Source organism: Vibrio sp. ECSMB14106, assembly GCF_000972265.1.
In the GTDB taxonomy this organism is placed as follows: Bacteria; Pseudomonadota; Gammaproteobacteria; order Enterobacterales; family Vibrionaceae; genus Vibrio; species Vibrio kanaloae.
Genome location: NZ_LAUM01000030.1, coordinates 1 through 13,195, shown reverse-complemented (window position 1 = coordinate 13,195; position 13,195 = coordinate 1). Strand labels below are relative to the sequence as shown.

Here is a 13,195-nt window from a genome sequence, read left to right as displayed (position 1 = left end):
TAGACCATCGCTTTGAGCCGGAGCGTCGTTCTCACAAGAAGAAAGTTGCGAGAACAAGCTTACGAGAACAAGGCTATAAGAAGAACGGGCTCGGTTGGAATAGAGACTCAACATCTGGTACGTATTTCTTGTCCACTAGGAACATCACTACGTGGTCATCCTGTTCGATTACGGTTCTATCGTGCGCGATAAGTACTTCTTCTCCGCGAACAATCGCACCAATAGTGGTGCCCGGTGGTAGTTTAATGTCGCCAATCGCTCGGCCAACCACTTTAGATGTGGTTTCGTCGCCGTGAGCAATGGCTTCGATCGCTTCAGCAGCGCCGCGACGTAGAGAGGATACGTTGACAATATCAGCACGACGAACGTGAGTAAGCAGCGCAGAAATGGTCGCTTGTTGTGGAGAGATAGCAATATCAATCACACCACCCTGAACAAGGTCTACGTAAGCACCACGCTGAATCAGTACCATTACTTTCTTGGCACCCATTCGCTTAGCCAGCATTGCTGACATGATGTTGGTTTCATCTTCATTGGTTAGGGCAATGAACACGTCCACCTGATCGATGTTCTCTTCTGTTAGCAGCTCTTGGTCTGCTGCATCGCCACAGAATACAATGGTGTTTTCTAACTCTTCAGATAGCTTCTCCGCTCGTGTGGGACTGCGTTCTATCAGCTTGATGCTGTAGCTTTGCTCAAGGCGTTTTGCCAAACTTGCGCCAATGTTACCACCACCGACAATCATGATGCGGCGGTAAGGCTTTTCTAGGCGCTGTAGTTCACTCATTACTGAGCGAATATGATTACTTGCCGCGACGAAGAAAACCTCATCATCGGCTTCGATGATGGTGGTGCCTTGTGGACGAATAGGGCGACCTTGACGGAAAATAGCGGCAACACGGGTATCAATGTGCGGCATGTGCTCACGCAAAGCAGACAGTGCGTTACCAACCAGTGGACCACCGTAGTAGGCTTTTACTGCGACTAGGCTAACTTTCTGTTCAGCAAAGCTCACAACCTGCAATGCACCTGGATATTGAATCAGGCGCTCGATGTAACTGGTGACGAGTTCTTCTGGTGCAATCAAATGATCGACCGGAATCGCTCCTGATTTGAAGAGTGCTTCTTTCTCTTCTAGATATTGAGGAGAACGGATACGGGCAATTCGGTTTGGCGTATTAAACAGAGAGAAGGCAACCTGACATGCCGCCATGTTGGTTTCATCCATGTTGGTTACCGCAACCAACATGTCGGCATCTTGCGCACCCGCTTCACGTAATGTTCTTGGGTGGCTGGCATAACCGTTTACAACCCGAAGGTCGTATTTATCCTGAAGTTCACGAAGTCGGTCAGCATTACGGTCGACAATGGTGATGTCGTTGTTTTCACCAACCAGGTTTTCAGCAAGGGTACCGCCAACTTGTCCAGCACCTAGGATAATGATCTTCATAGCCTTTCTCTTTTCTTTACCGTGGTAATTCTAGTTATCTAACTTTGTTTTGATAATGCACTAGAAAGAAACAGCGGCTAAGAAATAAATTCTTAGCCGCTGTTAGTTGTTATGCCTGTTTTACTAGAACTGCGTAGTAGAAGCCATCCATATCTTCTTCTCCAGGTAGTATTTGACGACCCGGATTTTCGATATCAGACCCAACCAGCGTTGCGTTCTCAGTACGTGCTAGGAATGCTTTCACTTGCAGCACGTTTTCTTGCGGCGTGATAGAACATGTCGCATAAACCATGGTGCCGCCTTCTTTTAGCTGGCGCCACATTGCATCCAAAATCTCACTTTGCAGTTCCGCTAGCGCATCAATATCAGATGCACGACGTAGCCACTTGATGTCAGGGTGACGGCGGATTACACCCGTCGCTGAACATGGAGCATCAAGTAGGATGCGGTCGAACTGGCTGCCTGTCCACCACTCTTCAGGATAGCGAGCATCACCACAGATCACGTCGGCACGCAGTTGTAGGCGTTCAAGGTTATCGTAAACACGGTCTAGGCGTTTAATATCACTGTCAATCGCAACCACTTCAGTGTCTTGAGTATGTTCAAGAATGTGTGCAGTTTTACCGCCAGGAGCAGCACAGCAATCAAGGATTAGCTCACCATCTTTTGGTGTTAGGTAATCAACAGAAAGTTGAGCTGCAGCATCTTGTACTGATACCCAGCCTCGGTCGAAACCAGGAAGCAAAGTAACATCACAAGGTGACGCTAATTTTATGGCATCAGCCGCTTCAGGGTGCAGTGTGTATTCAATGTTTTCGTTTTTAAGCAGTTCAACATACTCGTCACGAGTGTGGTGTTGGCGGTTTACGCGCAGCCACATTGGTGCCTTGCTGTTGTTTGCTTCAACTAATTGCTCCCACTGATCTGGGTAGCTTTCTTGAAGCATTTTTAGGATCCAGCTTGGATGGCTGTATTTGCCCGCATTGTGGCTAACGGCTTTCTCATCTAGCTCTTCTTGATCGCGTTGGTAGCTGCGAAGCACTGCGTTGATCAAACCACTGAGGCTTGGGCCGCGCAGTGTTTTGGTTGCTTCAACTGTTTCAGCAACGGCAGCATGCGAAGGAATGCGCATAAAGCTCAACTGGTAAATGCCTACTAAGATCAGGTGGTGGAATACGCGCTTTTTACCTTTAAGCGAGTTTTCCATCAGTTCGTTAGCGATTGACTCTAAACGAGGCAGGTAACGAAGTGCGCCGTAGCAAATCTCTTGCAGTAGAGCATGGTCTCGTGGACGGATCGTTTTTTGAGCCGCAGGGAGAGCGTGTGAAAGAGAGTGGCCTTTATCGACAACTTGGAATAGGACATTTGCAGCAGCAGCGCGAACATTCATGGGGGGTACCGAATATTTATTTGAATACATGAGGACATCTCTGCCCTCGTAAAGGTTTTCTAAGCTGCGTAATTAACAGCTTTAAAAGCGGATTAAGAAAGTTGTGTACCAACTTCAAACCAGCTTGCACGTGAGTTCAAGATATCCTGAACTGACATGGCTTTTTTACCTGGAACTTGCAGTTGTTCAAGAACAAGTACGCCTTGCCCTGTCGCTACATAGATACCAGTTTTATCCGCTTGCAGAATGGTACCTGCAGGCTTATCAGAAGTTTGCTCTGCCACACGGCTTTGCCATACTTTAATGCTGTTCTCAGCAGCTTCAAAGTGGCTCATTGGCCATGGGTTGAAGGCACGAACGCAGCGCTCAATATGCGCAGCTTCATCACTCCAGTTGATACGAGCTTCTTCTTTGCTTAGCTTCTTCGCGTAGTTAGCAAGCTCATCGTCTTGCTTCTCTGCAACCGCTTTGCTAGAAGCGATGTCAGCTAAACACTTAACAAGAGCGTCAGGGCCAAGACCCGCTAACTTCTCGTACATTGATGCGCTGGTATCTGTCGCTTCGATAGGCAGCGTCGCGATACTTAGCATGTCGCCAGTATCTAGGCCGATATCCATCTGCATGATCGTCACGCCTGTCTCTTTATCACCCGCCCAAATAGAGCGTTGAATCGGAGCAGCACCACGCCAGCGCGGTAGGATAGAGCCATGTACGTTGATACAACCTAAGCGAGGCGTATCTAATACAACCTGCGGAAGCAATAAGCCGTAAGCGACAACAACCATGATGTCAGCGTTCAATTCAGCTAGCTCTTGCTTAGCCTCATCTGACTTGAAGTTTTCTGGTTGGTAAACCGGAATGTTATTTTCAAGTGCGATGTTTTTTACTGGGCTCGCAGTGAGTTTTTTACCGCGGCCTGCTGGGCGATCTGGCTGTGTGTAAACAGCAACAACTTCATGCTCCGAAGACAACAACGCCGCCAAGTGACGGGCGGCGAAATCCGGAGTACCTGCAAAGACAATTCTTAAAGACTGACTCAAGGTAGGCTTCCTTCTAATTTAGTAATAGCAGCGGTTATTAACCTTGTTTCTCGTTGAAACGCTTAATTTTCGCTAGCTTATCTTGGATACGTTTACGCTTTAGTGGCGATAGGTAATCAACAAACAACTTGCCTTCTAGGTGGTCAAGCTCGTGTTGAACACAAATAGCCAGAAGGTCATCAGCGTCGAATGTGAATTCGTTGCCTTCACGGTCTAATGCTTTAACTGTTACTTCTGCTGCGCGAGGTACTAGAGCTCGAGCGCCAGGTACAGATAGGCAGCCTTCTTCGATGCCGTCTTCGCCACGTTTGTCGGTAATTTCAGGGTTGATCAGAACCATAGGCTCGTCACGTGTTTCTGAAATATCGATAACAACGATGCGCTGGTGGAAATCTACTTGCGTTGCAGCAAGGCCGATACCTTCTTCGTCGTACATGGTTTCAATCATGTCATCAACGAACTTTTGAATCTCTGGGGTAACTTCTTTTACCGGTTTCGCCACGGTACGTAGACGATCATCTGGTAATGTTAATACTTGTAATACAGACATATACACTCGAAATATTGAACTGTGCCGAAACAGCTTAAACCTTGTTGGCTCAATTCTAGACATTTTAGAGGCCAAATGACAGCATCCTGAAGGTAATTCTCTAGTCAGATGTCATATATTGAGACCGAGGAACCTAGGTCATGCGTCATTTTTTACCCACTTTTTCTCTTATTTGTGCTTCGTTTTCGTTCGCCGCTACGGCTGAAAATAGTGAGCGACCTTTAACCATTAAACAAGGCGCACCCGAGGCGTATGTGGTGGTTAAGGGGGATACCTTATGGGATATCTCCGCGATGTATCTCGATAGCCCTTGGTTGTGGCCAAGGCTATGGCAGGTAAACCCTGAAATAGAAAACCCTCACCTTATTTATCCAGGAGATAAATTGTCTTTGGTTTGGATTAATGGTGAACCGGTATTGAGTCTTAAACCTGTTATCAAGTTGAGTCCTAAGATTCGCGTCTCTGAGAAGAAAGCGGTGCCTACCGTCAATGAGGGACTGGTTCTGCCGTATTTACAGTCTGATCGCTTGGTAGATCAGCAAGATATCGAATCGGCTCAACGAGTTCTAGGGACCAGTGATGGCAAGCGATTCCTGTCTGGCGAAGATAGGTTGTTCATCTCGGGGAACCAGCAACATCAAAAATGGGGTATCTACCGTTCTGTCGAAACGTACCAACGACAAAAACCTCAAGCGAGTATGACCTCTTTGCGTTTGGTCGCCACGGCGCGTTTGAAAGAGGTGGATGCTGAATATAGTAGCTTGCAGATAGAGACGCAGCTACAAGAGGTGTTGCTTAATGATCTTGTTCTGCCTGAGCTTGGTGTTGATCAAATGAAGCTTTCAACTACGTTTTATCCTGCGCCTAGTTCTGCGGGTCAGTTTGCCAATATTTTAGGCTCGTTAGAGGGTAATCAATACAGCGCTAAGAATCAGGTTGTCGTTATTAATAAAGGCTCAAAGGATAACCTTCGTCAGGGAACTATGTTTACCCTCAGCGAAAGCGGAGCTATGGTGTTTGGTAAGCAAGGTGAATACAGCTATAAGGAGTCTGTTGCAAGTAACAAAGTGCAGTTGCCAAGTACCTCGCTCGGTAATTTGATGGTCATTCGCCCTTATGAGTATTTTAGTCTAGCCTTGATCACTCAGAGCACTAAACCAGTTAGCAATGAGATTCTAGCGGTATCCCCTTTGGATCTTGCTGTGGCTGAAGAGGGTTATTCTCAAGAGGTTAATATTGCCGAGTGAATGAGCAACAACTGAGCGCTTGGCTAACTCTGAGTTTTGTTCCGCAACTGGGAGGCAAGCGCCTTTCTCGCCTGCTGAGTATTGACTCTCCTTCCAATATTGTTGGCTACTCAAATCAGCAGCTACAAGCTATTGGGTTGTCAGCTAAGCAAACCTCCTATTTAAGAGAGCAAGCCCCAAGAGAAGTGGAGGCTTGCTTAGTATGGCAAGCAAGGCAGCCTAATCATCACATCATTACCCCAAATTGCCCTCATTATCCTAAACTGCTGAATGAGACCGCCTCTGCGCCAAGCGTGCTTTTCGTTAAAGGTCACGTTGAAAAACTGATTGAGCCTCAAATCGCTATGGTCGGCAGTCGCAATGCCAGCATCGAAGGGCTGCAAACCGCGAAGTCCTTTGCTAAAGAGTTTGTGCAAAATGGTTTGATTGTTACCAGTGGCTTAGCGCTTGGTATTGATGGTTATGCTCATGATGGTGCTTTAGATAAAGGAGGGGAAACTTTTGCTGTGTTGGGCTCAGGCTTGGGCTCCATTTACCCTGCACGTCACCAAAATCTAGCGGATAGAATTTGTGAGAATGGCGCGCTGATCTCAGAATTCCGCCCAAGCGCTAAACCTCGACCTGAACATTTCCCTCGGCGTAACCGTATTATAAGTGGGTTGTCTTTGGGGACTCTCGTTGTTGAGGCTGCTGAGAAAAGCGGTTCTTTGATTACAGCTCGCTATGCTATGGAGCAAGGCCGAGAAGTGTTTGCGCTTCCTGGCTCAATTCATAGCCCAACCAGCCGCGGAGGCAATAGCTTAATCAAAACTGGCGCATGTTTGGTACAGAGCGCTCAAGATGTTCTGATTGAAATAAAGAGTCTGTTAGACTGGTCTATAGAGCAGCAGCCCAGCTTATTCGAACCTACGCCGAATGAGGATGAAAATGAACAATTGCCATTTCCACAGCTGTTAGCTAACGTAGGGTTAGAAGCGACACCCGTTGATATTTTGGCACAGAGAACCCATATACCTGTGCATGAGGTCATGATGCAGCTTTTGGAGCTTGAGCTCTCAGGGCATGTTGTTGCAGTTTCCGGTGGCTATATTCGAAAGGGGAGAGGCTAAGCTATGATGATGGACATACTGATGTACTTGTTTGAAACCTACATCCATAGCGATTCTGAATTGCAGGTGGATCAAGATGAGCTGGAAGATGAGCTTATTCGAGCAGGGTTTCGCCAAGATGATATTTATAAGGCCCTCCATTGGTTAGAAGATCTTGCGGCATTGCAAGATACCGAGAACCAATCGGCGATTAGTGTGTGCTCCAATACCTCGATGCGTATTTATACCAGTCGAGAGATTTCACGTATTAATATGGAGTGTCGAGGTTTCTTACTGTTCCTTGAACAGATCAACGTGCTCACGACAGAAATTCGTGAAATGGTGATTGATCGTGTGATGGGGCTTGAGACCAACGAATTTGAATTGGATGATCTGAAATGGATTATCTTAATGGTGCTATTTAATGTGCCGGGTAATGAAAGTGCTTACACGCAAATGGAAGAGCTGTTGTACACCAAAGAGCAAGGTATCTTGCATTAATACAGGCTTGTCATGAGTAGTAAGATTGATAATCAGCTTTTTTCAGCACATGAACATGCGTTAGAGCATGAACCATGTCCACAGTGTGGTGGGGAGCTTCAGCTTCGCCATGGTAAGCACGGCCCATTTTTAGGCTGTAAGCAGTATCCGAGCTGTGATTACATCAAGCCTCTTCATCAAAATGATGGTCATGTGGTGAAAGAGCTGGGCGTGCCGTGTCCTAAATGCCAAAACGAATTGGTATTAAGGCAAGGTCGCTTTGGGATGTTCATTGGTTGTAGTAGTTACCCAACGTGTAATCACATCGAATCTTTGGACCAACCAAAAGAACAACCTGAAGAGCAGCCACTTGTAGCCTGCCCTGAGTGTGGTCGAGGCCATTTGGTTGAGCGTAAATCTCGCTACGGCAAAACCTTCTATGCGTGCGATAACTACCCTAAGTGTAAGTTTGCCGTTAATCAGCCACCTGTTATAGGTCGTTGTGAACAGTGCCAGTTCCCGCTGTTACTGGAGAAGAAAACGGCCAGTGGCACTAAGAAGCAATGTGCTGATCGCAAGTGTCATCACATTCAATCTCAGTAGTAATGCTAATCACAGTAAGTGAATGATCAGAAATAAAAAACGGCGCTCAATGAGCGCCGTTTCTACATCCAATGAACTTTTTATATCAATAAGCCAATGTAGGCTTATTTCATCTGCTCAGCAAACTCATGCACGGCAGGGTAAGCTTGCTTATCAAGAATGTCTGCCAGTGAGCACAACGCTCTTTGCAGCTCTGCGTTGTAGTCAGCGCTCACGTTAATGTGGCCCATCTTTCGACCCGCACGCTTCTCTTTGCCATACCAATGAACATGACAGCCATCTTGAGCCAGAATAGCTTCAGGTAGGGTATCTTCACCAAGAATGTTGATCATTGCGGTTGGGCGAATCAGTTTGGTGCTGCCTAGTGGCATACCACATACGGCACGTAGGTGGTTCTCAAACTGACAAGTCTCTGCGCCTTGTTGCGTCCAGTGGCCAGAGTTATGAACACGTGGTGCAATCTCATTAACCAGCAGTGAACCTTGAACATCAAAGAACTCAAGTGCAAGCACGCCAATGTAGTCCAAACGTTCTGCAACTGCGGTGAACATGGTTTTCGCTTGCTCTTGCAGTTCAATGTCATCAATGGCTGTTGATAAGCTCAACACGCCATCGGTGTGAACATTCTCAGCCAGTGGATATACTTGAATCTCGCCATTGGTACCACGAGCACCAACCAGTGATACTTCGCGGTCAAACGGAACAAACTCTTCAGCCACAATGGCTTGGTTGTTGGTTGCGGCAATGCACTCGGCCATTTCTGTCCAAGTCGCGTCAACATTGTCTAATGTCTTTAAGCGCCATTGACCTTTGCCATCGTAGCCGCCAAGTGTGCTCTTCAAGACCATTGGCAAGCCTACGTGAGCAATCGCAGCGTCAAAGTCTTCGCGAGAGTTAATCACGTAGTATTTGGCATTTTTCACATTTGCTTCGTCTAACAGTGCTTTTTCAAGGCGACGATCACCGCCAGCTTTGATTGCTTCTGTTGTCGGTAAGAACTTACCACTGCGCTCACACACCTCAAGTACATCGTGAGGGATATGTTCGAATTCTGCAGTAATGACGTCCGCACGCTCAATCGCGGTGTCTAAGCCGTTGCCTAGAATCGCTTGCGTTAATGGGTGAACAATATTTTTGCTGCCAACATCAAAAGCAGAAATTTCAATATTCAGCGGTGCCCCCGCTAGGGACATCATGCGAGCAAGTTGGCCCGCGCCTAACACAAGAACATGCATGGGAATTAGTCCTCTGCAGGGTTTGGATTAGCCAGAACCGTTTCTGTTTGCTCAGAGCGGAACGCTTCGACTTTCGCCATCACTTCTTCATTGTGTGTACCAATGATTTGAGCTGCTAGTATACCTGCATTGGCAGCGCCAGCTTCACCGATAGCCAAAGTACCTACTGCGATACCTTTTGGCATCTGCACGATAGAAAGCAGCGAGTCCATGCCCTTCAGTGCTTTAGACTGAACGGGAACACCCAAAACAGGTACGCTTGTGAAAGCAGCAGCCATACCTGGAAGGTGTGCAGCGCCGCCAGCACCTGCAATAATCACTTTAATACCGCGCTCTTTCGCACTGGTTGCGTAGTCTGCAAGCAACTGAGGTGTGCGGTGAGCAGAAACCACTTTTGTTTCGTACGCCACGCCAAACTGATCCAACATTTCTGCAGCTAACTTCATTGTTGGCCAATCAGATTTAGAACCCATGATAATACCGACAGTCATCTCAAACTCCTTCAGGTACGATTTAATATTAGTGATTAGATATTTTGCGCGCATTATACGGGGAAAATTGCTTAAGGAAAACGTTTGCGTAAGTCTAAGTTGTTAATTGATACATTTTATAAACAAATAGCTTTAGTCACAGTGAATGATAATTTGTACACTTAGCGAGTTCGATAACAGAATTAATGAGGCAACCCTTGGATAACTTTCAACATACTTTGCAGGCATTACAACAAGGTGAAGTCATTGCTTACCCGACCGAAGGCGTTTTTGGGGTCGGTTGTGATCCCGATAATCCACAAGCCATTAAGAAATTGCTCGATTTAAAACAGCGGCCGATGGAGAAAGGGTTGATCCTAATTGCTGCGAGTTACGAGCAGTTGCTGCCCTATATTGACGAAAGCCAGTTGACGGAAGCGCAGTTAGCGACCGTAAAAGCAACATGGCCAGGACCTGTGACTTGGATAATGCCAACCAGCAGTAAAGTAACGGACTGGGTCAGTGGCCAATTTGAATCCATCGCGGTGCGAGTAACTGATCACCCTTTAGTTCAAAGAATGTGTAATGAATTCGGTAAGCCGTTAACCTCGACCAGTGCTAACCTGACAGGTGAACCGCCTTGTATGACGACTGAAGAAGTTCAACAGCAACTGGGTCAACATTTGGTGGCTATTCTCGAAGGTCAAACGGGTGGTCGTGACAAGCCAAGCGAAATTAGAGATGCAAAAACGTCGACAATATTAAGACAGGGTTAAACCCTGCAGAGGAAGAAAGATGTCAGCAATTGATAAAGAAGCAGTAAAGCAGTTTTTACTGAGCCTACAAGATTCTATTTGCCAGCAGCTTGAGCAAGCTGATGGTACTGCACTGTTTGAAGAAGATGCATGGCAGCGTGAACCTGGCGAACGCCTTGGTGGCGGTGGGCGAACTCGTGTGATGACCAACGGTGCGGTATTTGAGCAAGGTGGGGTTAACTTCTCTCACGTAGCGGGTAAGGCGATGCCTGCCTCAGCCACAGCTCACCGCCCTGAATTAGCTGGACGTAAGTTTGAGGCGATGGGTGTCTCATTAGTTATCCACCCTAAAAACCCATACATCCCAACCTCACACGCCAACGTTCGATTCTTTATTGCGGAAAAAGAAGGGGAAGAACCGATTTGGTGGTTTGGTGGTGGTTTTGACTTAACGCCATTTTATCCTGTCGATGAAGATTGCCAATCTTGGCATCAAACCGCTAAAGATCTTTGTGCGCCATTTGGTGATGATGTTTATCAAGAGCACAAAGAATGGTGTGATAAGTACTTCTATCTGCCTCACCGAGACGAAACACGTGGTGTGGGTGGGCTGTTCTTTGATGATCTTAACGAGTGGGGCTTTGAAAAGAGCTTCGCTTATATGCAGGCGGTCGGTGAAGGTTTTGCAGCCGCGTATTTACCAATTGTAGAACGACGCAAAGAGACACCTTATGGTGAACGTGAGCGTGACTTCCAGCTTTATCGTCGTGGTCGCTATGTTGAATTTAACCTTGTGTATGACCGTGGCACCTTATTTGGCCTGCAAAGTGGTGGTCGCACAGAATCAATATTAATGTCGATGCCGCCATTGGCTCGTTGGGAATATCGCTACGAACCTCAAGCGGGTTCACCAGAAGCTCTGCTTTATAGCGGCTACCTAAAGCCTCGAGTTTGGTAGTTCTTCCTTCCTTATAGGGATAGTGATAGGGTCATCTATATAGATGACCTTTTTTATTTCTGTTAGGTAAGGATATGACACAGCAAGTAGATCGTTATGCCGTTTTCGGTAACCCTATTGGGCAAAGCAAATCGCCATTCATTCACACATTATTTGCTCGCCAAACCAGCCAACAACTTACCTATACAGCATTACAACCAGATCATGGTGAATTTATCACTGCTGCCAAAGCCTTTTTCAGCGAAGGTGGTAGAGGGTGTAATGTCACAGCACCTTTTAAAGAAGATGCGTATCAGTTTGCCAATCGCCTAACTGAGAGAGCTGAACTAGCAGGTGCCGTAAACACACTTAAGAAGCTCGATGATGGAGAAATCATTGGTGATAACACCGATGGCGAGGGTTTAGTTCAAGACCTGCTTCAACATCAAGTTGCGTTAAAAGGAACTCGCGTTCTTCTTCTTGGCGCTGGTGGTGCTGCGAGAGGAGTTATTCAACCTCTTCTCGACCAAAAGCCACAACAGCTGGTGGTCGCTAATCGAACCAGCTCCAAGGCTGAACTTCTGGCTGAGATGTTTTCTTCGCATGGCAATATCAAGGGGATGGGGCTAAGTGATGTTAATGAAGGCTTTGATGTCATTATTAACTCTACTTCGTCTGGTCTAAGCGGACAGATTCCTGAAGTGTCTGATGCTATTTTCAATTCTAATAGCGCCGTTTATGACATGGTTTACGGATCTGGAACCACAGTATTTAATCAATGGGCATTAGATAATGGTGTTCATGCTGCTTATGATGGCCTGGGTATGTTAGTGGGGCAGGCAGCAGAGAGCTTTATGCTTTGGCGTGGTCTTCGTCCGGGAACAAAACAGATTTTAAGAGAACTACGTAAAAACCTAGAGATGTAACAAGGTAATTATAAAAAATGAATCAATCAATTCTATTTCCGGATATCCAAGATTGGGATGAAGCAAGTCAATCTATCACCTTCCCAGCACAACAGTCGGGTGCATTGATCGAATGTGTCTTATCTATTGAAGAATTATCACGATTGGCAGGTAAAGTGATAGAAGAGGGCGATCAAGCTTTAGTTATCTTTTCAGAGTTACGTTTTGATATTGAAGAGCTAGCTGAAGAGTTAATAGAAGAAGAGGAGTATGACTCCTCTAATCGGATTCAGATCAAAGTGCTTTAGACTGGCAATACAGAGTCTAGGTAGTCGTTTTTATTCTGAACATAGTTGTCAGCTGACTTCTGTAAAAAGGCACGCTCTTTATCATTTAATGGGCGTGCTTGTTTTACTGGGCTTCCTACATAGAGATAACCGCTTTCAAGTACCTTACTAGGCGGAACCAAGCTACCAGCACCAATCATCACATCTTCTTTAATAACCACGCCATCGAGCACGATAGCACCCATACCAACAAGTACGCGATCTTCAATGGTGCAGCCATGCAGCATTACTTTATGCCCGATAGTGACATCATTACCTATTAGTAGAGGATAACCCTCAGGGTTTTCTGCATTCTTATGGGTGACGTGCAAGATACTACCATCTTGGATGTTCGTTCTCTCTCCAATATGAATGTGGTTCACATCCCCTCGAGCAGCAACCAAAGGCCACACGCTAGAGTCGTTACCGATTTTGATATCACCAACCAGTACCGAACTTGTATCTATATAGACACCTTGTCCAATCTGAGGGGATATTCCTTTATAACTGCGTATTGAACTCATAAATCCTCCTTTATATATGCACCTTAAGCCCTTAATTAAGGGGAATACTAGTGAAAATGGAGTGTTTTGAACAAAAAACGCTCGAACAATCAAAAAAGTAAGAAAAACTTCAAAAAGGGCTTGCCAGTGTGATCGAAATCCCTATAATGCCACCTCGCTGACACGGGATGGCTTCAATAGAAACCAAAGCAAATT

At 46.2% G+C, this 13,195-nt stretch carries 15 protein-coding genes; 8 read left to right on the top strand and 7 right to left on the bottom strand.

Annotated elements, in window-relative coordinates; translation table 11 throughout:
- Nucleotides 1-73: 73 nt before the first annotated feature.
- From trkA to def, 4 genes are all read right to left on the bottom strand, one after another.
- The gene (trkA, locus tag WR49_RS17240; protein ID WP_046224837.1) at nucleotides 74-1,450 is read right to left on the bottom strand and encodes a Trk system potassium transporter TrkA; all 1,377 of its coding nucleotides are present in this window, start codon (nucleotides 1,448-1,450) and stop codon (nucleotides 74-76) included.
- 109 nt (nucleotides 1,451-1,559) lie between these two features.
- Nucleotides 1,560-2,840 carry a 16S rRNA (cytosine(967)-C(5))-methyltransferase RsmB gene (gene rsmB, locus WR49_RS17235; protein WP_046224836.1) on the bottom strand — a complete coding sequence of 427 codons (1,281 nt, stop codon included), beginning with the start codon at nucleotides 2,838-2,840 and terminating at the stop codon, nucleotides 1,560-1,562.
- Nucleotides 2,841-2,932: 92 nt separating this feature from the next.
- Nucleotides 2,933-3,880: a methionyl-tRNA formyltransferase gene (gene fmt / locus WR49_RS17230; RefSeq protein WP_046224835.1), complete on the bottom strand. Its 948-nt coding sequence runs from the start codon at nucleotides 3,878-3,880 to the stop codon at nucleotides 2,933-2,935.
- 37 nt (nucleotides 3,881-3,917) lie between these two features.
- A complete protein-coding gene (gene def / locus WR49_RS17225) occupies nucleotides 3,918-4,430 on the bottom strand; it encodes a peptide deformylase (RefSeq protein WP_004735769.1) in 513 nt (170 codons plus the stop codon).
- Between the two features lie 140 nt (nucleotides 4,431-4,570).
- Between def and WR49_RS17220 the strand changes: the two genes are divergently transcribed.
- Genes WR49_RS17220 through WR49_RS17205 form a run of 4 tightly spaced genes read left to right on the top strand, consistent with a single transcriptional unit; the run spans nucleotide 4,571 to nucleotide 7,848 of the window.
- Nucleotides 4,571-5,677 carry a LysM peptidoglycan-binding domain-containing protein gene (locus WR49_RS17220; protein WP_046224834.1) on the top strand — a complete coding sequence of 369 codons (1,107 nt, stop codon included), beginning with the start codon at nucleotides 4,571-4,573 and terminating at the stop codon, nucleotides 5,675-5,677.
- Entirely contained in the window at nucleotides 5,674-6,786 is a 1,113-nt protein-coding gene (dprA, locus tag WR49_RS17215; RefSeq protein WP_046224833.1) for a DNA-processing protein DprA, read from the top strand. Before WR49_RS17220 ends, dprA begins: the two co-directional genes overlap by 4 nt.
- A 3-nt stretch (nucleotides 6,787-6,789) precedes the next feature.
- Entirely contained in the window at nucleotides 6,790-7,266 is a 477-nt protein-coding gene (locus WR49_RS17210; protein WP_046224832.1) for a DUF494 family protein, read from the top strand.
- 12 nt (nucleotides 7,267-7,278) lie between these two features.
- The gene (locus tag WR49_RS17205; protein ID WP_017080840.1) at nucleotides 7,279-7,848 is read left to right on the top strand and encodes a DNA topoisomerase family protein; all 570 of its coding nucleotides are present in this window, start codon (nucleotides 7,279-7,281) and stop codon (nucleotides 7,846-7,848) included.
- 104 nt (nucleotides 7,849-7,952) lie between these two features.
- On the opposite strand, the gene WR49_RS17200 is transcribed toward WR49_RS17205, so the two are convergent.
- A complete protein-coding gene (locus WR49_RS17200; protein ID WP_046224831.1) occupies nucleotides 7,953-9,083 on the bottom strand; it encodes a 5-(carboxyamino)imidazole ribonucleotide synthase in 1,131 nt (376 codons plus the stop codon).
- Between the two features lie 5 nt (nucleotides 9,084-9,088).
- Entirely contained in the window at nucleotides 9,089-9,574 is a 486-nt protein-coding gene (purE, locus tag WR49_RS17195; protein ID WP_004735777.1) for a 5-(carboxyamino)imidazole ribonucleotide mutase, read from the bottom strand.
- A gap of 197 nt (nucleotides 9,575-9,771) precedes the next feature.
- On the opposite strand from purE, the gene WR49_RS17190 reads away from it, so the two are divergent.
- The 4 genes from WR49_RS17190 to WR49_RS17175 all read left to right on the top strand — a co-directional run bounded on the left by WR49_RS17190 (nucleotide 9,772) and on the right by WR49_RS17175 (nucleotide 12,458).
- Complete coding sequence (locus WR49_RS17190) at nucleotides 9,772-10,329, top strand: L-threonylcarbamoyladenylate synthase (RefSeq protein WP_046224830.1); 558 nt, start codon at nucleotides 9,772-9,774, stop codon at nucleotides 10,327-10,329.
- 19 nt (nucleotides 10,330-10,348) lie between these two features.
- On the top strand, nucleotides 10,349-11,266 hold the full coding sequence (hemF, locus tag WR49_RS17185; protein WP_046224829.1) for an oxygen-dependent coproporphyrinogen oxidase: 918 nt from the start codon (nucleotides 10,349-10,351) through the stop codon (nucleotides 11,264-11,266).
- 74 nt (nucleotides 11,267-11,340) lie between these two features.
- Entirely contained in the window at nucleotides 11,341-12,171 is an 831-nt protein-coding gene (aroE, locus tag WR49_RS17180) for a shikimate dehydrogenase (protein ID WP_046224828.1), read from the top strand.
- Nucleotides 12,172-12,188: 17 nt separating this feature from the next.
- Nucleotides 12,189-12,458, top strand: a complete 270-nt coding sequence (locus WR49_RS17175; protein WP_046224827.1) for a DUF1488 domain-containing protein — start codon at nucleotides 12,189-12,191, stop codon at nucleotides 12,456-12,458.
- On the opposite strand, the gene WR49_RS17170 is transcribed toward WR49_RS17175, so the two are convergent.
- Nucleotides 12,455-13,000 (bottom strand): gamma carbonic anhydrase family protein, encoded by a 546-nt coding sequence (locus WR49_RS17170; protein WP_046224826.1) that lies wholly within the window; start codon nucleotides 12,998-13,000, stop codon nucleotides 12,455-12,457. The two genes, WR49_RS17175 and WR49_RS17170, sit on opposite strands and share 4 nt — an antisense overlap.
- Nucleotides 13,001-13,195: the final 195 nt, after the last annotated feature.

Excerpts from the sequence above, each read along its gene's own strand:
- trkA (WP_046224837.1), bottom strand. The coding sequence starts at position 1,450 with ATGAAGATCATTATCCTAGGTGCTGGACAAGTTGGCGGTACCCTTGCT.
- rsmB (WP_046224836.1), bottom strand. The coding sequence starts at position 2,840 with ATGAATGTTCGCGCTGCTGCTGCAAATGTCCTATTCCAAGTTGTCGAT.
- def (WP_004735769.1), bottom strand. The coding sequence starts at position 4,430 with ATGTCTGTATTACAAGTATTAACATTACCAGATGATCGTCTACGTACC.
- WR49_RS17220 (WP_046224834.1), top strand. The coding sequence starts at position 4,571 with ATGCGTCATTTTTTACCCACTTTTTCTCTTATTTGTGCTTCGTTTTCG.
- WR49_RS17210 (WP_046224832.1), top strand. The coding sequence starts at position 6,790 with ATGATGATGGACATACTGATGTACTTGTTTGAAACCTACATCCATAGC.
- WR49_RS17205 (WP_017080840.1), top strand. The coding sequence starts at position 7,279 with ATGAGTAGTAAGATTGATAATCAGCTTTTTTCAGCACATGAACATGCG.
- WR49_RS17200 (WP_046224831.1), bottom strand. The coding sequence starts at position 9,083 with ATGCATGTTCTTGTGTTAGGCGCGGGCCAACTTGCTCGCATGATGTCC.
- purE (WP_004735777.1), bottom strand. The coding sequence starts at position 9,574 with ATGACTGTCGGTATTATCATGGGTTCTAAATCTGATTGGCCAACAATG.
- hemF (WP_046224829.1), top strand. The coding sequence starts at position 10,349 with ATGTCAGCAATTGATAAAGAAGCAGTAAAGCAGTTTTTACTGAGCCTA.
- aroE (WP_046224828.1), top strand. The coding sequence starts at position 11,341 with ATGACACAGCAAGTAGATCGTTATGCCGTTTTCGGTAACCCTATTGGG.
- WR49_RS17175 (WP_046224827.1), top strand. The coding sequence starts at position 12,189 with ATGAATCAATCAATTCTATTTCCGGATATCCAAGATTGGGATGAAGCA.
- WR49_RS17170 (WP_046224826.1), bottom strand. The coding sequence starts at position 13,000 with ATGAGTTCAATACGCAGTTATAAAGGAATATCCCCTCAGATTGGACAA.